Here is a 20,245-nt window from a genome sequence, read left to right as displayed (position 1 = left end):
TTATTATTCGTTTTTGAGGTAATCCACGGGATTGGCGCAGGCTGCCCGCCAGCTCTGAAGCGATGTGCTCACGAGCGATAGCAGCAAGACGATGAGGGCAGCAACGACAAATACCCACCAGTCCAGCCTAATGTGAAAAGCGAATGTCTGGAGCCAGCGATCCATAGCCCACCACGATACAGGCAGAGCTATGAGCAGAGCTATACCGAAACGGCGGAGCGACTGGGTATTGAGCATGGCCAGTATGGTAGCCACCGTGGCACCATTGACCTTTCTAAGGGCGATCTCTTTCTCTTTCTGCTTGATCATATAGAGGCTCATGGCGAAGACGCCCATCACCATAATGAGGACGGTGAGCAAGGCAAAGGCGGAAATGAGCTGCGACAGATTGGTCTGCGACTTGTATCGATCCAGAATGATGTCTTCCGCCCAATGCCATTTTACGTCATCAACATTTCCTATGCGTTTATAGGTTTCCAATATTGTTTTTTCTACTGCTTTTCGATCAATACTATCTCGTACACGTACCATAGTTGTCCATGGATATTGACCTCTTTGTAGCGGATAGATCAGCAAAGGATCTTGTGACTCATTCAGAGGCCTATATTTTATTTCAGGCAATATTCCGACCATGACATGTGTAAGACCATCATATTGTTTATAACTGCCTCGAGTGAATTCGTGTGTGTTTGGATCAGGGTGCACCACATTGACCATAGAAGCCGTAGCCCAAGATGGCATCAAATGCGTTTTCCTAAAGCGATCTCCATTGAATAGCACCTCTCTCGGTTCTTGGGTGATATATTTAGGCTTAATTTCAAAAAAGTCGAAAAATAAAGAATCGATCATCATTTCCCAAGTAAATTGAGCTCGTTCACCATCATCATTGAACGCTACATTATTAGCAATATTAACAGGGTTACCGGAACTGAAAGAAACCATATCGACACCGGGTATCTTTTGTATTTCATTGCGAAGAGATTCTTGTGGGACAGAATCTAAGTTGTTAGATATTAGCATTATTCCATGAGTCCGAAAACCTAAATCTGTATGAATCAGAAAGTGAGACTGCATTAAAATAATCAAACTACACGTAACAAGTATCAGTGAAACTGTATATTGAAGGATGACAAGGAAATGCGAATAATTACTTTTGATACGATAGGAAAAGTATCCCTTGACCACTTCAATAGGTTTGAAATGTGATATAACTATTGAGGGCAAAAGACCAGAAGCAAAAGACAATATAACGATAGATGATACTATTACTATGATGGTTTGATATGTAAATCTGCTGATAAGATTGATCCTTGTATCTAATACACGATCGAAAAACGGTTCTAACATAAAAGCCAATAGCAATCCTAATAGAAACGATATAAAGGTTATCAAAAAAGATTCACCAAGATACCGTCTTATCAATCCCTTCTGACTTTCACCTAACAAACGACGAACAGCAGCCTCTTTTCCTCTGAATCCGGCTTGAGCTACGGTCAAATTGATATAATTGAGAATAGCTATAAAGAGAATAAGTAATACTATTGCTAGTAATATATATACTTTGGATGCATCATTTTTACGAATATCGAATCGCGAAGTTATTACCAATGGATCATAATAACATTTCTTCAGTGGCACAAAATGTACTTCTTTGGCATATCCACTACGCCACAAACCTAATGGACTTTCTTCTCCCGTAAAGATTTTTTCCAAGACTTTCGCTTTAGCCTGGATATTGGTATGTGGCTTCATCAGGAAATAAGCTGAAAACTGAAAATATCCCCAGCCGGAAAGCAATTCACTTCCAAATAATTCCTCGATATAATCATAGCTTACCACCGCATCTACCTGTGGGAATTGGCTGTAAAAAGGAATTGGCTCCATAATGCCCGAGACGGTCAATTTATCATGTAAAATTCGCCCTTTCGGATCGTCATTTCCAAAGAAACGACGCGCTGTTTCGGGTGTCAATACGATAGAGCGACGAAGCGATAGTACATCATCAGGTTGCCCTGTTCGTAGCTTAAAGTCGAATATTGTAAAAAAGGTACTGTCTACAAGAAGGATAGAGGTTTTAATTTTTTCTCCATCTGTTGTCTCGATGTATAGATCGGCATTAGCAATACGACAATATGCTTCTACTTCCGGCACCAGTTCCTGCACATACGCAGGAGCAGGATTCGAAAGACAAGCATGTAATTCTGAACGGAGCATATAGATTCGATCTCCTTTAGAGTGAAAATTATCCACAGATAATTCCCCCTGCACATAGAATCCCAGTAGAATAACAAACATCAGAGATACGGAGAAACCGAATACGGTAACGAAGGTGTAGAGTTTGTTTCTGCTGAGGAATTTGAAATAAGTACGCATAGCGGTAATCGTTTTTTGGGGGGATGCTGATTCTTTCCTTATTCGTTTTTGAGGTAATCCACGGGATTGCTCGATGCAGCGTTCATGGCCATGCTGAGCATGGAGAGCATGGCTACTGCGGAGACGAAGAGAAGCGATGCGGGGAATACCCACCAAGGCATATCGGCATGATAGGTATAGCCTTGCAGCCAGCGGTTCATGACCAGATAGGAGACGGGAGTGGCCACGGCGAAGGCGTTGAGCAGATTCCACAGGCTGCGGCGGCCGATAATCTGCAATATCTGCACTTCGCGTGCTCCCACCACCTTGCGGATGGCTATTTCTTTTTGCTTGTGACGAATGCGCAGAGCTGCCATGGCAAAGACGCTCATCACCGTGCCGACCAATGCCAGAATGCTGAAGAGGAGAAGAAAACCGCTAAGCGAACGTTCCTCCTCACTGTGCGAGGCTATGATGTCTTCCGAACGCAGGATTTCGGTATAGGGCTGCCCCGTAATACGGGAGTAAACGGCCTGTATGCTTTGAATCAACTGCTCCGGATCGGCCCCTTCCGAATAGCCGACCAGTACGGACCACGACCAGGCGGATGACTGGGGATAAGGGATGAAGAGATAGCTCGGATGCGGCTCCTTGAATCCGCCGAAGTGAACCTCGGGAGCATCGCCGCAATAATAGAACTCACCGGCTTTGCCCCAATGAATGACACCGTCCGGCAGATTGGCTACATCGAAATCGTTGTAGGCCGATCGGCTGAGATAGAGGGTGCGATCGGGCTTGTCGGCCTTGCGACCGTTGGGCTTCATCTTCAGATCGAACAGGCTCAGTGCCACGGAGTCTATGGAGAAAATCTGCATGGAGAGAGGCCTGCCACGGTATTCGGAAGAGTTGTTGTTGCCTCCGTTCAGCGGAGTACCACGCGTGAGGCCTATACCCGTTATGCCGGGGATTTTGGCTATTTCGGTTCTCATCGTACTGACGATCTGCGGATCCAGTCCGAAAACGTCTATGATCAGTTTGTTCCTGTAATCGTAGCCCATGTCGGAGTTGGTCATATAGTCGATCTGCACGGCCATTACCATGGTACAGCTCAGCAGGATCATCGTAATGGCATACTGGGAAATGACCATAATCTGCGAGAAGCTGCTTTTGACCACACGGCGAAACTTGCCGCTGACCACCTCGATCGGACGAAACCGCGATATGAACCATGCGGGCAGGGCCGCACACACGATGCTCAGCAGGAGCATGAAGCCGATTAGCAGTAGGATGAGCGTGAGCGAAATATGCCGTGCCAGATAGAGATGCGTATCGAACAGGCGATCGAATACGGGTTCAAGGGCGAACATGCCGAATACGGCCAGCAGCGTGCTCAGGAAGATGAGCAGAAGCGATTCGAACCAGAGGCGGCGCACGATGGCGAGACGGCTACTTCCCCAGAGCCTTCTGAGGGCGACCTCATTGCCGCGGCTGCCTCCCTGCGCGAGGGTCAGATTGATATAGCTGATGATGGCAATGATCAGGACCAAAAGGGTGATGGCAATGAGTATGCGCGTGCGGGCGGGATTTCCTTTTTGCACCATCATGGCGTATTCATTGGGGAATAGCGGCTCCGGATAGCATTTCTCCAGCGGATGGAGCTTCACCTCGGCCTTCTCGTCGAAAGCGAATATGACATCTTTGCCTTGGACGGCTTTCTGCACGGCAGGTAGTTGTGCCGTGAGGTCGGCTCCTTCGCGAGCTTTGAGATAGAGGGCATAGTTGCCGTTGTTGTAGTTGTTTTCTTTGGGCTCCTGATAGAAAAGGAGTTCGGCCGGTCTGATATGGCAGTTATCCGGCATCGGCTCCATGATGCCCGTGATCCGAAAGGTCTGCTTGTTTTTGGAAAAATCGAAAAACGAAATCTCCTGCCCGATGGGAGACATGTTGCCGAAGATACGAGCCGCCAACGCGGAGGAAATAACGGCACTGTTCTGCTCGGAAAGGACAGTTTTGGGATCACCCTCAAGGAGTTTATAGCCGTCGAAGAAAGTAAAGAAGTTGGATTCGACCGAAAGATGGGAGGCAATCAACCCGTTTTGCTTGTCGGCACCGATAAAGATGTATTCCTTGTCGTTGTATTCGCTGATGCGGCATATCTCTTCCACATCGGGTACCTGCTCGCGAATGAGCGTTCCGGCAGGATAGCAACAGATAAATCCGCTCCAGTTATTCTTACTCTCGACATTGTACTGATAGATACGTTTGTAATCGGTATGAATACGATCGGCTTGCTGTTCGCGCCGTACATAGAAGCTAAGCAGCAAGACGAATATGAGCGAGAGGGCAAAGCCTACGATGGTAACGAAGGTGTAGAGTTTGTTGCGGCTGAGGAATTTGAAATAAGTACGCATGATAGCTATGACTAAATATGGAAGTAATGATTATTTTATTGAGAAAATAATTGTCTTATGATTAGTATCTCTTTGATTCAAGTTTGCAGACGGTGATTTCGGTTGCAGAAAATACTGTTACATGCTTGCAGTGACAAATTTTGCTTCCGAGATTTATAGCCGCAAGCTTGCAGCGAGTAATTTTTTCGCCGAAATTTCATATTGCAGGCTTGCAGTGTGGAATTTCGCTTGTCGAAATTTCATGCTGCAAGCTTGCAGAGAGGAATTTTGCTTCCGAGATTTATAGCCGCAGGCCTGCAAACAGGAATTTTCTTGCCGAAATTGCTTCTTGCAAGCTGCAAACAGGAATTTTTTTGCCGAAATCGCTTCTTGCAAGCTGCAAATAGGAATTTTTTCGCCAAAGTAGCTTCCTGCAAGCTGCAGCAAGGAATTTTTTCGCCGAAATCGCTTCCTGCAAGCTTGCAGAGAGGAATTTCGCTTCCGAAATTTATAATCGCAGGCTTGCAGCGAGGAATTTCGTTGTATAAATTCCTCTTTACAACTCTGTAAGGATGAATTTATAAGACAGATCCGCATGATTCGATTCTTCAAGAGAGGAAAAAGGATAAGAGTCATATCGTTTCTTTTGTACACAGAGCTTATAGGTGGGTCAATTCAGGATAATTTCTTCTGCATCGCCGAACATATCATACGAAGAGGTGATGACCATCTCGCCGGCATGCAGGCCGGAGGTAACTTCGTAATACTGCGGATTCTGACGGGCGATCGTGATGTCCCGGCGAACGGCTCGCTTGCCGTCGGGCGTAACGACGAATATCCACCGTCCACCGGTATTCTGATAGAAGGCTCCGCGCGGGATCATGATGGCTTCGGACGGCTGTCCGAGGCGCAGATTGATGTAGTAGGTCTGGCCTGTGCGGATATTGTCGGGTCGCTCTCCGTCGAATACGAAGTCGGTGCGGAACTGCTTGTCCCGAACTTCGGGGTACACCTTCCGAACGCGAAGGGAGAAGTCCCTGCCCTGCCGTTCGAACGAAGCGGCCAAACCGGCTTTGACCCGATCGATATAGTGCTCGTCTATCATAGCCTCCACCTTGTAGTCGGACAGGACGTTGATCTGTCCGATGCGACTGCCGGCTCCTACCGTCTGCCCTATCTCCACGTCCAAAAGCCCCAACTGACCGTCGGCCGGTGCCTTCACGTTCAGGTCTTCCACACGGGCGCGCACCATCTCCAGATTGCGACGCATATTATGGAGGCTCTCCTCCATCTGCCGCACCTGTATCCCCCTGTAGAGCGAATCCTGCCGCTGCCGTTCCATGACGAGCCTGCTGCCCTCCACGGCATATTGGTAGTCCTCGCCGGCTTGCAGATACTCCTCGCGCGAACAGAGTTTTTCCTTATAGAGTCGGGCGTATTGCTCGGCTTTCCGCTTTTTTCGCTCTATATCCAGTCGGAGGTTGAGGCTTTCGCGTTTCAGGTTGAGCCTGTCCTGCTCCATGGTCACCTGCGTATTGCGCAGGAAGTTCTGCTTCTCGGCAAGCTGCGCTTCGCTGTCGAGGATATTCAGGTTCAGCATCGGATTGGTCAGCCTCACGATGATGTCGCCCTTGTGCACCATGGCACCCTCCTCCACGGTTTTCTCCGCCACCATTCCGCCCTCTACGGCACTGATCTGAATGGAGTTGATGGGCTGTACCTGACCGTTGATGCGGACATAGTCGTTGAACTCGCCCCGGCGCACGCTGTCGATGCTGATCCGAGCGCGTTCGGCTCTGAACTTGGTGCTGTGATTGCCGAATACGGCCCACGCCGCCAAGGCAAGTATTACTATTGCTCCCCCTGCATAGGGATAATATTTACGGGGGATGAGCGTCTTCTTTTTTTCTATTTTTCTATCCATGATGGTATGATTTGATGCGAACGGGAGTAAAGAAAAGCTTTAGTCCGAAAGGCAGCCGTAATAAGCTATGAGTTTGCATTTGAGCCGGTAAGTCATGGCCGCTCTCAGTCGCTGCACACGGGCATCCAGGAGCCGATTGGCCTGAGTGGTCAGGTCGATGGCCGTATTCAGCCCTTCCTCATAACGCTGCAAGACGGCTTCGTAAGCGGCTTGCATGGCGTCGGTATGCTCCTTCGCCTGGCGGTAGGAAGCCAGAGCGGCATCCCGGTCGGCCATGGCTTGGGCGATCTCGCTGTAGAGCCTGCGCTCCGCTTCGCCCCGTCGGACGCTTGCCGCCCTGCGATCGGCGCGCGCCTGACGCAGATTGCTCACGAGGCTGAATCCCGAAAAGATGGGGATACTCAGATTCAGACTGATATATTCCCCCCGACGGTTCCGAAACTGCTCGCTGAAGGGCGTATAGTCCGATCCGTTCAAAAAGCGTGAGAATCCCGTGTTCCATCCTCCGGATACCGACACACTCGGCAGGAATGCACCTCGCGCGGCTCGCAAACGGTCGGAGGCAGCCTGCTCGTCGAGTTTGGCACGGAGGAGGACGGGATGATGATGGGTAGCACGGGCGAAGACGCCGGCCGAGCTGTCCGATTCGGCCATGTCGGCAGAGAGGCTGTCAGCCGGCATATCGTCTACGACGAGTTCGTCGTCGATGGGGAAGTTCATTTTTTCTTTGAGCCGGATCAGAGCGATGATGCACTGATTGTCCGCTTGAGTCAGGGCCAAACGGTCACCGGCCATTCGCGACTGCATCTCGAGGACATCGGGACGGCTCTTCATTCCCAGCTCTTCCATTCGAGCCGTCTGCCGGTGGAGGCGGCTACTCTCCTCGTACTTCTGCATGGCCAGCTCTTGCATTTGGCGCGCATAGACGAGGTCGTAGTAGGCCTCCGTGGTGCCGAGAGCTGCCAGCTCCTGCTGCTCGCGAACGGAGAGGCGCGAAGCCTCCCGGCGTGCATGCGCCATCCGCAGCCGATAGACACTCTGCAAACCGTCGAAAAGGGTCATCGTGGCATGTATGCTGTACGAATTGTTGAAGCTGTTGATGTCGGTGTAGGTATTTGTCTCGGCATCCAATCCGCGTCCGAAATTCCACGAAGCACCGGTTCCGGCCGATACTCGGGGCAGAAAATTGCCGACGGCCTGAAGGTAATCGGCCTTGGACTGCTCCAGTTCCGCAGCGGACAGAGCCACGGCCGAACTGTGCCGGCGTGCATAGTCTATGCACTCTTCGAGGGTCATATTCGATTGGCCCGTAAGGGGATTCGCAGCCAAAGCCGCTACGGCAGCCGTACAGATGAGATAATGTTGGAAACGCATATTATTCCGATATGATGTTTTCTATACAAGAATAGTCTCAAATGCCGTGCCAAACTCCATACAGCACTGTAAACAAACGCTTTACACCATTACCCCTAAAAAGGAGCTGTCCAATAATTAGACATCGGCGTCTAATTATTGGACAGTATATCCTCTGAAAGGAAAGGCTTCCTCCGCGAGGGAGAAAGAGCAAGGAAGCGTTTTATGGCCGGTTTTCCTCTTCCGCTATATAGGCAATTCCCTCCTTGAGAAGTTCGATGCGCTCGCCGAGACCATGACGCTCCAGATCGAGCACGCTCTGACGCACGCAGTAATCGCCCGCTATTCCGGCCATGACTATACGTTCGGCCGAGCGCAACGAATCGGGTACTTCCGTCTCGAAGGCACTGTAAGCATCGCGCTCCTGCGTAGTAGCCTTCTCTATCATTTCGACAGGGATACCCTCGGCCGAACAAGCAGCCAGAGCCTCCGCAATGCATGGTTCGATAGCGGCTCCCACCGTATAGCGGACACAATGCGACGGCCACTGTCCGCCCTGTGCCACGAAGCTGCAATGATCGGCCGGATGCTGATCCATCGTCACGACGATAGACTTTATCTCCTTCCGATGTGCAGCCATATATTCAGCCAAAGCCTTCATGGCTTTCGGTGCACCTTCGACAGCCAACGAACCGCTTACGAAATCCACCTGCGGATCCACGATCAAAAGTACCATAGCTCTATGCCTTTCTTTCTTCTTCTTTACAGAGGGTTAGAGCTCCAAGTCGATGTCGTGCTTCTCGTGCCAAGGAAGACCCTGCTTGGCTACCTCTTCGAGGAACGGATCGGGATCGAACTCCTCCACATTGAAGACACCGGGCTTGCGCCAGATACCCTTCATGAACATCATGGCTCCTACTGTGGCAGGGACACCCGTCGTATAGCTTACACCCTGCGTTCCCGTCTCTTTGTAGGCGACCTCGTGGCTGCAGTTGTTCCAGATATAATAGGTATGCTCCTTACCATCGCGGATCCCACGGATGCGACAGCCGATACTCGTCTCGCCCGTATAGTTCTCACCGAGGTCTCCCGGGTTGGGCAGCACGGCTTTGAGGAATTGGATGGGGACGATCTCCACGCCATTGTACATGATCGGGTCGATGCGCGTCATACCGATATTCTGCATCACGCGAAGATGAGTCAGATATTCCTGTCCGAACGTCATCCAAAAACGGGCGCGCTTGATCGTCGGGAAATTCTTCACGAGTGATTCCAGTTCCTCATGATAGAGGAGATAGGACTCGCGCTCACCGATACTCGGATAGGCCAGCGTCTTATGTATTTCCTGCGGTTCGGTCTCTATCCAACGGCCGTTCTCCCAATACTTACCCTTCTGAGTGATCTCACGGATGTTGATTTCGGGATTGAAGTTCGTGGCAAACGCCTTGTGGTGGTCGCCACCATTGCAGTCCACAATATCGAGATAATGAATCTCATCGAAATGATGCTTGGCCGCATAAGCCGTATATACACTCGTCACACCCGGATCGAAGCCGCAACCCAGGATAGCAGTCAGGCCGGCCTTGCGAAAACGATCCTGATAAGCCCACTGCCAACTGTATTCATACTTGGCTTCGTCGAGAGGCTCGTAGTTGGCCGTATCGAGATAGTTCACCCCACAGCGCAGGCAGGCATCCATGATCGTCAGATCCTGATAGGGAAGTGCTACGTTGATCACCAATTCCGGTTTGAAACTCTCGAACAGAGCCACCAGTTCTTCCACATTGTCGGCATCGACCTGAGCGGTTTGGATCCGGATGTTTTTGATTTCGGACGCAATCTTGTCGCACTTGCTTCTCGTGCGGCTGGCTAACATGATCTCCGTGAATACATCGGTGTTCATAGCCACCTTCTTGGCCACAACGGTACCTACACCGCCGGCCCCGATAATGAGGACTTTACCCATTTTTATATGATTCTTTGTATGATTATTACTCGCCTGTAGCGCAAAGATAAAGAGAACAGGCCAACAAATCGGCAAAAAGATTCCGCCCCCACTCACCCGGCCCCCCTAAAGCGTAGAGATGCATCTCATGCAGGATCGGCCTACGCGCCAAAATCTTCTTACACGCCACGCCATAAAACGTGGTGCGTAAACTTTTTTATTTTGGTTCGGGAAGTGAAAAATTCTCGCGCCACAACGAAAAAGTTCTCGCGCCACTTCGTTCAGAAAACACGCGCCACAATCAGATCATTTGCGGTTCGTATTTCCGACAAAACTGATCCGGACTAAAAAGGAAGTTTAAGTTAGTCATGTTACACGGTCTCTTTTTTGTACTTTTGGGGAAACGAAATCCGAATACGACATCTCGGTACAACCTTACCCAATAATAATGAACCCTATCGCATTAATCACCGGAGCCACATCCGGCATCGGTGCAGCTTCGGCTCGCCGCTTGGCATCGCTCGGTTATAACCTTATCATCACGGGACGACGCTCCGAACGTTTGCAAAACATAGCCGATGAAATAAGAGCTGAATACCCTGTCGAAATCCTCCCGCTCTCTTTCGATGTCCGCAATCGCGAAGAAGTAGAAGCCCATTTGGGCAATTTGCCTGATCCTTGGCAGGCCGTTTCCGTCCTCGTGAATAATGCCGGCTTGGCAGCGGGACTCGACCCCATACAGTCCGGTGACATTGAAGACTGGGAATGTATGATAGATACTAATATCAAAGGACTCCTCTACGTAACTCGCACAATCAGCCCGGGTATGATAGCCCGTAGTGCCGGCCATATCATCAATATCGGGTCTATTGCCGGCAAGGAAGTTTACTCTAACGGCAATGTCTATTGTGCCACGAAGCATGCCGTAGATGCTCTTTCGAAGGCGATGCGTATAGATATGCTTCCTTATGGCATCAAAGTCACACAGATTTGTCCCGGAGCAGTGGAGACGGAGTTCTCGCTGGTGCGCTTCCATGATGATCAGGCCAAGGCCGATGCCGTGTACAAGGGCTTCACTCCTCTCTGTGCGAACGACATAGCGGAGTGTATTGCGGCCGTACTGAACCTGCCTGATAATATCTGTATCAACGATATGGTGGTCATGCCGAAAGCGCAGGCCGGCAGCGGACACTTTTTCAAACAAGTTTGATCACAAAGAGGCCAAACGATAGTCGCATTTGTTTGGTCATAGATTCATAGTTATCACATTATAAAAGGAATATCATTATGCAAAAACAATTGTTGTTGGGGGTAGAAGCTATAGCCCAAGCTGCTTTGGATGCAGGTATATCCGGCGTATATGCCTACCCCGGTACTCCCTCTACGGAAATCACCGAGCATATCCAAAACTCTCGGATGGCTAAGGAAAGAAATGTCCATCGGGAATGGGCGGCAAACGAAAAAACCGCTATGGAATCAGCTCTCGGCATGTCCTACGCAGGCAAGCGCGCTCTCGTATGTATGAAGCATGTGGGGATGAACGTAGCAGCAGACTGCTTTATGAATGCTGCCATCACCGGTGCGAATGGCGGTATGGTGATCGTTGCTGCCGACGACCCCTCTATGCACTCGTCTCAAAATGAACAAGACTCTCGCGTGTATGGCCAGTTTGCCATGATTCCTGTGATGGAGCCATCCAACCAACAGGAAGCTTATGACATGACGCGCCTTGCCTTCGATCTATCCGAACGTTTGGGTACACCCGTCATGATGCGTATTACGACTCGTCTCGCTCACTCTCGTGCCGGTGTCGTTCCGACCGAGCCGATCGGAGAGAACGAATTGCACCTGCCGGAAGACAAACGCCAATATGTATTGCTCCCCGGTATTGCTAAGAAAAGATACAGAATCCTCCTCGACAAGCAGACCGATTTCGTACGGGAGTCCGAGAACTCACCCTATACCGAATATATCGATGCCGCTGATAAGTCCAAGGGTATAGTGGCATGCGGTATCGCATACAACTACCTGATGGAGGCTTTCAAGGCTCAGGTGCCTTATCCCGTTCTCAAAGTAACGCAGTATCCTATCCCTCACAAGCAGATGGAGCGATTGCTCAACGAATGCGGTGACATCGTAGTCATGGAAGAAGGCTATCCCGTGGTAGAACAGCTACTAAAAGGCTTCCCCGGTTTGGAGCGGATCAAAGGTCGTCTCGATGGCACATTGCCCCGTGATGGAGAGTTGAATCCGGATCATGTGGCAAAAGCCTTCAATATACCGGTCGTGGAGGGAGAACCTATCCCCGATCTCGTTGCGGCACGTCCGCCCGCCCTGTGCAAAGGCTGTAGCCACCGCGATGTGTACGATGCGCTGAACGAGGTTCTTACAGAATATCCCAACGGACGTGTCTTCTCCGATATCGGATGTTATACGCTTGGTGCTTTGCCTCCTTATGAAGCCATCAATTCCTGCGTGGATATGGGTGCATCTATCACGATGGCCAAAGGGGCTGCCGATGCCGGCTTGTTCCCGGCTGTGTCTGTAATCGGCGACTCTACTTTCACTCACTCCGGAATAACGGGTCTTCTCGATGCCATCAATGAGAATAGCAACATTACGGTGATTATCTCGGACAATGAATCCATCTCCATGACCGGAGGTCAGCATTCGTCTGCATACGGCAAGGTAGAGGCCATCTGTCGCGGTATCGGAGTAGATCCCGATCACATCAAGGAGCTGTTGCCGGTACCCAAGAATCATGACGAACTATGCAGCATCATCCGGGAAGAAATCAACTATGAAGGTGTATCCGTCATCATTCCCCGTCGCGTCTGCATCCAAAAGCATGCTCGCGACGCCAAAGCTGCCAAACGTGCAAAGGCCAAGGAATAACCATTGAAGTAGGAGGAAATAAAGAAATGAAAACAGATATTATTTTGGCCGGTGTCGGAGGCCAAGGCATTTTGTCCATTGCAGCAGCTATCGGTTCGGCTGCTCTGACCAACAATTTGTATTTGAAGCAGGCCGAAACCCATGGCATGAGCCAGCGAGGTGGTGACGTACAGTCTTTTCTGCGCTTGTCGGATGCACCCATTTACTCTGACCTGATCCCTATCGGGGGAGCGGATCTTATCCTCTCCGTGGAGCCGATGGAAGCATTGCGCTATCTTCCTTATTTGAAACCTGACGGTTATGTAGTGACCAATACGGTTCCGTTCATCAACATTCCGAACTATCCCGAGACTACGTCAGTTATCTCCAAGATCGAATCTCTTCCCCATCACGTTCTGATCGATGCGGACAGCATCGCCCGTGATGAGGTAGGCAATGTCCGTGCATCCAACTTCGTGATGCTCGGAGCCGCTTCTCCCTTCATTGAGATTCCTTTCGACTATCTGGCAGGCGGTATCGAAGCTATTTTCAGCCGCAAAGGACAAGAGGTGGTGGATATGAACCTCAAGGCTCTGAATGCAGGACGCGAGTTTGCCCTCCGATACGCAGCCGGAAAATAAAGGGTAAAGGGAAGTCCCTTCCCCTTTTCGTCTGACTTTCCCTTGCCCATTCGAAAGAGAGAAGAAGAGAATACTTCATTCTCTTCGGGCATAAGAAGAGAGGGTGTGTGAAGATCGTGATCGAGCGGTTTTGAAGTGAACCCTGAATGTTTTGTATCGAACTTTCAGGGTTCACTGCATTTGGCACACTCCTTTTCCGCTTTTACAGACACAGCTCTTATGGTATAAGTCGGCGCATACGCGCCGGCAGGTCAAACGGCATGGATTCCTATACCGAAAGGAGCTATACTTCGGCTCATTATAACTGAAAGAGGAAAGAGAAGGGGAACGATCGGGCTGTCCGGATAGCTTTGATTGGGGGAGCAAAGCTATCGGGATTATACACCAGCGACTACACCGGCTCTAATGTGGGAGAAGGATGGATATAGCCGAAATAATCTTCAAGCGCAGAGGCCAAAGATGCCGGCGTGCCCTCACGGAAAGAACGCTCCTTGTCCAGCAGCCAAACGTGATCGGCCATGGGCAAAATGGCATCCAGATCATGAGTGGAGAGGAAGATAGTCCTGCCGGTATCATGGGCCAGGCTGTGCAAGAGGTGCAACAGTTCCATCTTGCTGGGATAATCGAGGAAAGCCGTCGGTTCGTCGAGGAAGATGATCGGTGTCTGCTGTGCCAGGGCTTTTGCGATGACTACTTTTTGTCTCTCTCCATCGCTGAGCGTAGTTAGTTCGCGATTGATCAGCGGAGCGATTCCCACACGTTCTACGGCTTCTGCCACGAGCTTTCTGTCTCCTTTCTGCAATCTGCCCCAGAATCCGGTATAAGGGCTACGCCCCAATGCGACGAGTTCGCCTGCCGTCATTCCGGCGATCCGGCAATTATCGGTCAGCACTACGCCTATACGTTTGGCTATTTCTATCTCTTTATAGCTGTCCAATGACCGCCCCAGTAGATGTATTTGTCCCGATAAGGGCTTCATGAATCCTGCCATCGTACGCATGAGCGTACTCTTGCCGGCACCATTCACACCGAGCAGAGCCGTTAATTGTCCGGCATGGAGATGAGCTTCCAGACCGGAGGCCACGATGCGGTCTCCGGATTTGGTTCGATATCCGATAGCAAGCCGGCTCAGCTCTATTGACTTCTCCATTGATAATAACGTTTGCGGATAGGGATTGCGGAGGCTGTTGGCCTCAGTCGGTTTCTTCCTTGAAGCGTCTGCGCCGGAACAAAACGGTGACGATAATAGGTGCTCCCACCAAAGCCGTTACGGAATTGACGGGCAAAGCCCCCTCAAACCCCGGCATACGAGCGATGATATTGCAGAAAAGAGCCAGAGCACTTCCGATCAAACAGGTAGCAGGCATCAGGATCCGATGATCCGATGTGTGAAAGATAACCCGTGCCAAGTGTGGCACAGCCATCCCCAAAAAGCCGATGGGACCGCAATAGGCCGTGACGGCAGCGATGAGCAAACCGGCGGAAGAGATCACGAGCAGCCGTGCCCGACGAGTATTCAGTCCCAGATTGCGCGCGTAGCTTTCTCCCAGCAATAAGAGATTCAACTGCTTGACAAGGAGCATACCGGCCGGAATAAAGATCAACATCAGAATGGCAAAGAAACTCAGTTGCGAATCCGTGGCACGGGAAAAGCTGCCCAACCCCCAAATTACGTATGCCCGAATATCTTCTTCGATACTGAAAAACTTGAATACCCCGATGACGGCTGTGGCTACATATCCGATCATAACGCCGATAATGAGCAGCGTAACGTGGCTGCGCACCTTGGTGCTGACAAAAACGATCAGCCCCATTACTGCCAGTGAGCCTACGGCAGCGGCTATATTCATGGCCACCTCGCCCATATAACCCAGGCTGCTCAATGCCACTCCTCCCAGCGAGCCGCTCAGCAGAACGACCAAAGCAACCCCCAAACTGGCACCGGAGCTGATGCCGAGAACGGACGGACCGGCCAAAGGATTGCGAAAGACGGTCTGCATCTGCAAGCCACTAACGGATAAACCTGCGCCGGCAAAAGCAGCCGTAAGGGCTTCGGGCAGGCGGGATTTCCACAGGATATTGTAGTGCACGAGTGCTTCTCCTCCTTCGGGACGATCTGAAAAAAGATGTCGGAAGATCTCGCTCATCGGAATAGCCACCGAGCCGAGGAAGAGATTAACCCCGAAGAGAATGAGTACAGCCCCTCCCAGCGCAGCCAGGATACCTGCGACAGAAATTGTACGTAAGTGGCTGACGGATGTCATTGGAGCAAATAATAGAAATGCGGTTGGTGGTCGGGAAGTAGTCTGGGGTGCAAGATAGCGATAAGATCGGCCAGCACCCAATCGGGATGCATGGGCATGAGTTCGTAGAAGGCTGTTTCCCTCAGGTTGCAGTATATCACGCCTTTTTCCTTGAATGCCCTGAAATCGGCATATCGGCTGTCTTCGGCTTTCAAAGCTTCGTAACCGAACTCCCCGGGATAGCTGTTGAGGATTCGCCAGTAGCGAGCCGAATCGGATCGGCTGTAGACCGTCTCGAAGTCGAGGGAAACACCACCGGATCGCTGATCGTCTTTCAGGAAATACTCTCCTCCGGCATCGCGTATTTGCTGTGCCAGATAGCTCTTTCCTCCTACGGCGTACCAGTTGCCTCCGCGCATCTCTCCGCTAAAGACAATCGGCCGATCGGTCACTTCATCGGCATATCCGGTCAAAGTATGGTAGCGTGTTTCTATCTCCGAAAAAAAACGACAAGCCTTATCGTACTGTCCCGTAAGAAGGCCGATAAGCTTCACCCACTCTGCCTGACCGAGAGGTGTCAGCTCTTTATAGCCTAAATGGGGTATCAAGGGTACGGATACTTGTTCCAACACATCGTATCCCCCACGCTTGAAAGGCGAAATCAGGATCAAATCCGGCTGCAACGACATGACTACCTCGCGATCGAAATTTCCCTCGATACCTATTTTCTGCGTACGACCGTCTTGAAGCTGTGCTTTCATGACAGAATCCCTCAAATATCGGGTACTGGATATTCCTGCCACCAGAGACTGCGCATCCAGAGCAATAAAATTAGAAAGCTGGAGCGTAGTCATACACACCACCCTCTCTACCGGTATGGTCACGGCAGTATATCCTTCAGGAATAACCGGATATGTCCCTTTCGGAACCAAAGCGAAGCGATATTCCTTGTGCGATTCCTGCTGCGGATCTTCGATGGAAAGAAGATAACATCCTTCGCCAGCATCAAGACGGAAACCCTCTGCATACTGTGGATGCAGACTGTCGGAGGATATGGCGGAGGTTGCCTTTTGCTCTTGGGTACGGGTACGATTGCAGCCGGCCCCTATCAGAAAGAGAATAGCCGACAAAAAGAAAGTGACAGAATATCGTCTCATCAATTTGCTTGGGTGGAAAAAGAAAGAGCACTCATCGAGAAATCGGCAAGTCCTTCTTCTCGATAAGTGCTCTCGTAACTTAATTGCTTGATTGTCTCATTGCATATCCGCCCGTCCTTAGCGAGCAGAGGTGGCTTTCATATGCTTGAGCCAGATATTCCGGATCTCTTCTATATCTCCAAGAGCTGAGAAATTGCCATTGTCCAGCTTGTCTATAGAAACAGTGTAGCCGGCATTGGTCAGCAACGTCTTCCAGCTATCGTCCTCATCTCCGGCCATATCATTCGTAGCATGGTCGCCTGCCACACTCATCAGCGGCATCATTGTTACGGCCGTGGCACCGGTTTCTTTCAGTTCGGCAATAACATCATTGATAGAGGGATCGGACTCAACGGTTCCGACGATCATGAACTTGCTATAGTTCTTCATGATCTTATTGATACGGGCATACCTGTCATTGGCAGCATGCTCGGTGCCGTGTCCCATGAATACAATAGCTTCACCTTTCTCTATCGTTTGCTGAAAACGCTTGTGCAAGATCTCTGCCACCTCGCGCATATCTTCATCAGTATCGAAAAGCGGAGCCCCTACCTTCACAGTAATATCACCATGTGCTGCCTTAAACTTATTGACAAAGTCGATCATCTCATCATATTCTCGGCCGGGAATCACATGAAGACTCTGTACATTGATCTTCTTATAACCCAGACGAGCCAATTTCTCCAAAGCCTCATCCGGAGCATCGATATAAATACCCTGCTGAGCCAGTTTCTTTCGGATAATAGAAGACGTGTATGTCCAGCTTATCCTTTGATCGGGATAAGCTGCGGCAAAAGTCTTCTCAATCTTCGCATAGGTTTCGCGTGGAGCTTTATAGGAGCTACCAAACGTTACCAAAAGAGTAGCCTCCCCTTTGTTCTCCAAATCCTTGTTGTTGCTTGAACATGAGAGCATGGCAATGGCCATAAGTCCCAAAGTCGCTAAAATCAGTTTTTTCATCTCTGTTCTTAAATTAATTTGTGAGACATTAGTTATTGAATCGAATCGCTATTTGAGCAAAGAAAGTACGTCCCGGCGTTACGGTAGCATAATTGACACCCATAGGACGATCATCCACGTAGTCGAACAGGTTGTCTATACCGAGCGTTCCATCCAGGATGATGTGGCGGAAATGAGCGAAACGATGCGATGTGGCGAGTCGCCACAAGGTATAGTCCGGAGCATTGCCGTCTTTGTAGTAACGCTCGCTCTGAATACGGCCGAAAAGGCTCACGCCAAGTCTATACTGACCCCAGTAGTGAGCCCAATCGGCGTGCACATTGGCACGATGGCGGGCAGCTCCTTCCAGCCACTCATCCGTCTGGAGATTCTTAGCTTCCACGAGGCTGTATCCGGCTCCTAACTTGATACCCCAACCGATAGAGGCATCACATAGGACATCAAGGCCGCGGCTGCGAGCTTTTCCTTTGTTGGCATACTGCTTGGTTTTCTTGATTCCCTGAGCTTCGTGCTCGGGTGAGGTCGGTATATCAATAAAGGAGATCAGATTGCGAAGTTCATTGTCATAAACCGTTGCACTGAACGAGATAGGGCCTTTATTGTACTCCAAGCCCAAAGCATAATAATCCGACATCTGTGGCTTAAGATCCGCATTGCCGAGATAGAGATTGTGCGAACCCATAGTGGTGAGTTCGTTCCGTGCAAAAAGCTCTTTCAGCGTGGGAGTCTTATAGCCGTTCGCATACGTAGCGCGGAAGTTCAGCGGCCCATACTTGGCGAGTATGGATACCTTAGGCGTCATTCGTGTACCGAACTCCTGATGGTGTACCAGACGGAAACCGGCTGTCATATTGAACCAATCGAGCGGTTTCCATTCATCTTGTACATAAGCAGAGAGCGTGGAAGCATCTGCCTTGTCGGTAATCAAATTATAGGGAGAGATCAATTCCTCACGGAAATACTCCAAACCGCCGGTCAGTTTCTGCGCATAAGGCAGTGTAAATACACCGCGAGCCTCTGCCGTGTATCGGATTTGATCGTTTTTGTTGCGTAGCTGACCCGGAAAGAATGTGGGTTGCTCGGTCTGACCTTGGTTGTTGATCAGGCTCTCACTGCTGTCCTTGTCATGATACAAATATCCGAAACGGAAGCGATCGTAGACGGCATCGAAAGAAAGCGTATGCAGACCATTGGGGAAAAGATAGTTCGTACCGAGTGAAGCCGTCAAAGCACGATAATCCATGTCATAGGCCTTCTTTTCGGAAAAGGTCGGAGTGAAGATCTGACGTTTATTGTACTGCACATTTCCACTGAAGCTAAGATTGTTAGTTGCATAATAGGAAAGCGATTGGCTTACACCCTGATTTTCCTGTGCACGAAAAGTTTTCTTATACGTTTCTTCCAAGATCGGTTCGCCGGATCCTTTTTTCTTTTTTATTTCGAACGGACTATTCTGCCAGCCATCCGTATGGTAGAAGAAATAGTTGGTATTGCTACTGAACTTACCGATGTTTATATCGAGCGAAGTATTGGTTTGCCGATCGTTGTACTTCGATATGCGATGTGACGTATATGCACTCAGTCGATTCGTATTCTTTTTTGTGATCACATTGATTACCCCGGCGATGGCATCGGATCCGTAGAGCGAACTCGAAGCACCTTTCACCAGTTCGATCCGTTCGATCTGATCAGGAGAAATACGACTCAAATCGGCCTGACCACCTACATCGCCGTACACACGCTTACCATCGATAAGGATGAGGATATACTTACTGCTAAGGCCGTTCAGCTGCATGAAAGAGCCCATCAGATTGGGACCGAAGTCAAAAGACGGACTCAGCCCCTGCAATAAGGCCTCGGAAGTAGGAGCCGAGAAAGAGGCTATGTCCTTTGCGGTAAGGACTTCCGTTGCCACAGGAGCATCGACCAAGCGGTAACGTGTACCGGTACCGGTAACGACGACTTCCTCCAAGTTGTTCGTTCGCAGTCGCAATGCAAAAGAGATCATTTTGGTCTGTCCGGCTTCGATGGCAACCACCTCCTCTTTCTGTCCATACCCCCCCAACGAACATATAATAGTATGCTGCCCTGCCGGCAGGTTCTTGATCTCGAAATGTCCGCCGGCATCGGCACCGGCTACTATGTTGGTGTGTTTGACTTCGATTCGAGCACCGGCAAGAGGCTCTCCGGTTTCGGCATCCGACACACTACCGGTTAAAACGGCTTTGCTCTGAGCCGACAGAGAAGACGACAATAGAGCAATAAAAGAGATAATCGCAAAAAAGATAGTTTTTGTCCGCATAATCGTTACTAAAAAATGTCACATAAGAGCGGGACAAGGATGCTGCAAAGAAAGAGACCATCGGA

At 50.1% G+C, this 20,245-nt stretch carries 17 protein-coding genes; 4 read left to right on the top strand and 13 right to left on the bottom strand.

Annotated elements, in window-relative coordinates; genetic code table 11:
* Positions 1-3: 3 nt before the first annotated feature.
* The 8 genes from PGN_RS03430 to PGN_RS11805 form a co-directional block, all read right to left on the bottom strand.
* Positions 4-2,373 (bottom strand): ABC transporter permease, encoded by a 2,370-nt coding sequence (locus PGN_RS03430; RefSeq protein ID WP_012457726.1) that lies wholly within the window; start codon positions 2,371-2,373, stop codon positions 4-6.
* A gap of 38 nt (positions 2,374-2,411) precedes the next feature.
* Entirely contained in the window at positions 2,412-4,763 is a 2,352-nt protein-coding gene (locus PGN_RS03425) for an ABC transporter permease (protein WP_012457725.1), read from the bottom strand.
* 153 nt (positions 4,764-4,916) lie between these two features.
* Positions 4,917-5,189, bottom strand: a complete 273-nt coding sequence (locus tag PGN_RS11470; RefSeq protein ID WP_155243053.1) for a hypothetical protein — start codon at positions 5,187-5,189, stop codon at positions 4,917-4,919.
* Positions 5,190-5,412: 223 nt separating this feature from the next.
* Complete coding sequence (locus PGN_RS03415) at positions 5,413-6,666, bottom strand: efflux RND transporter periplasmic adaptor subunit (protein ID WP_012457723.1); 1,254 nt, start codon at positions 6,664-6,666, stop codon at positions 5,413-5,415.
* A 39-nt stretch (positions 6,667-6,705) separates the two neighbouring features.
* Complete coding sequence (locus tag PGN_RS03410; protein WP_012457722.1) at positions 6,706-8,040, bottom strand: TolC family protein; 1,335 nt, start codon at positions 8,038-8,040, stop codon at positions 6,706-6,708.
* Between the two features lie 202 nt (positions 8,041-8,242).
* Positions 8,243-8,755, bottom strand: a complete 513-nt coding sequence (locus PGN_RS03405; RefSeq protein ID WP_012457721.1) for an isochorismatase family protein — start codon at positions 8,753-8,755, stop codon at positions 8,243-8,245.
* A 36-nt stretch (positions 8,756-8,791) separates the two neighbouring features.
* Positions 8,792-9,985, bottom strand: a complete 1,194-nt coding sequence (locus tag PGN_RS03400) for a saccharopine dehydrogenase family protein (RefSeq protein ID WP_012457720.1) — start codon at positions 9,983-9,985, stop codon at positions 8,792-8,794.
* A gap of 158 nt (positions 9,986-10,143) precedes the next feature.
* On the bottom strand, positions 10,144-10,218 hold the full coding sequence (locus PGN_RS11805) for a DUF1661 domain-containing protein (protein WP_230847076.1): 75 nt from the start codon (positions 10,216-10,218) through the stop codon (positions 10,144-10,146).
* Between PGN_RS11805 and PGN_RS11140 the strand changes: the two genes are divergently transcribed.
* The 4 genes from PGN_RS11140 to PGN_RS03385 all read left to right on the top strand — a co-directional run bounded on the left by PGN_RS11140 (position 10,199) and on the right by PGN_RS03385 (position 13,479).
* Positions 10,199-10,312 (top strand): DUF1661 domain-containing protein, encoded by a 114-nt coding sequence (locus PGN_RS11140; RefSeq protein ID WP_230491452.1) that lies wholly within the window; start codon positions 10,199-10,201, stop codon positions 10,310-10,312. The genes PGN_RS11805 and PGN_RS11140 overlap by 20 nt on opposite strands.
* Positions 10,313-10,412: 100 nt before the next feature.
* The gene (locus PGN_RS03395) at positions 10,413-11,174 is read left to right on the top strand and encodes an SDR family oxidoreductase (protein WP_012457718.1); all 762 of its coding nucleotides are present in this window, start codon (positions 10,413-10,415) and stop codon (positions 11,172-11,174) included.
* Between the two features lie 77 nt (positions 11,175-11,251).
* Positions 11,252-12,859 carry a thiamine pyrophosphate-dependent enzyme gene (locus PGN_RS03390; protein ID WP_012457717.1) on the top strand — a complete coding sequence of 536 codons (1,608 nt, stop codon included), beginning with the start codon at positions 11,252-11,254 and terminating at the stop codon, positions 12,857-12,859.
* Positions 12,860-12,885: 26 nt separating this feature from the next.
* Complete coding sequence (locus PGN_RS03385) at positions 12,886-13,479, top strand: indolepyruvate oxidoreductase subunit beta (protein ID WP_004585221.1); 594 nt, start codon at positions 12,886-12,888, stop codon at positions 13,477-13,479.
* 391 nt (positions 13,480-13,870) lie between these two features.
* Here PGN_RS03385 and PGN_RS03380 read toward each other — a convergent pair whose 3' ends face one another.
* The 5 genes from PGN_RS03380 to PGN_RS03360 all read right to left on the bottom strand — a co-directional run bounded on the left by PGN_RS03380 (position 13,871) and on the right by PGN_RS03360 (position 20,180).
* On the bottom strand, positions 13,871-14,629 hold the full coding sequence (locus PGN_RS03380) for an ABC transporter ATP-binding protein (RefSeq protein WP_012457716.1): 759 nt from the start codon (positions 14,627-14,629) through the stop codon (positions 13,871-13,873).
* A 43-nt stretch (positions 14,630-14,672) separates the two neighbouring features.
* On the bottom strand, positions 14,673-15,743 hold the full coding sequence (locus PGN_RS03375) for an iron ABC transporter permease (protein WP_004585219.1): 1,071 nt from the start codon (positions 15,741-15,743) through the stop codon (positions 14,673-14,675).
* Positions 15,740-16,879: an ABC transporter substrate-binding protein gene (locus tag PGN_RS03370; protein ID WP_012457715.1), complete on the bottom strand. Its 1,140-nt coding sequence runs from the start codon at positions 16,877-16,879 to the stop codon at positions 15,740-15,742. Before PGN_RS03370 ends, PGN_RS03375 begins: the two co-directional genes overlap by 4 nt.
* A 117-nt stretch (positions 16,880-16,996) precedes the next feature.
* Positions 16,997-17,878: a sirohydrochlorin cobaltochelatase gene (locus PGN_RS03365; protein WP_012457714.1), complete on the bottom strand. Its 882-nt coding sequence runs from the start codon at positions 17,876-17,878 to the stop codon at positions 16,997-16,999.
* Between the two features lie 28 nt (positions 17,879-17,906).
* Entirely contained in the window at positions 17,907-20,180 is a 2,274-nt protein-coding gene (locus PGN_RS03360; protein ID WP_012457713.1) for a TonB-dependent receptor, read from the bottom strand.
* Between the last annotated feature and the right edge of the window lie 65 nt (positions 20,181-20,245).

This window comes from Porphyromonas gingivalis ATCC 33277 (assembly GCF_000010505.1).
Classification (GTDB): Bacteria; Bacteroidota; Bacteroidia; order Bacteroidales; family Porphyromonadaceae; genus Porphyromonas; species Porphyromonas gingivalis.
Note: the sequence above shows the minus strand (reverse complement) of the source record. Positions and strands in the feature narration are given on the sequence as shown.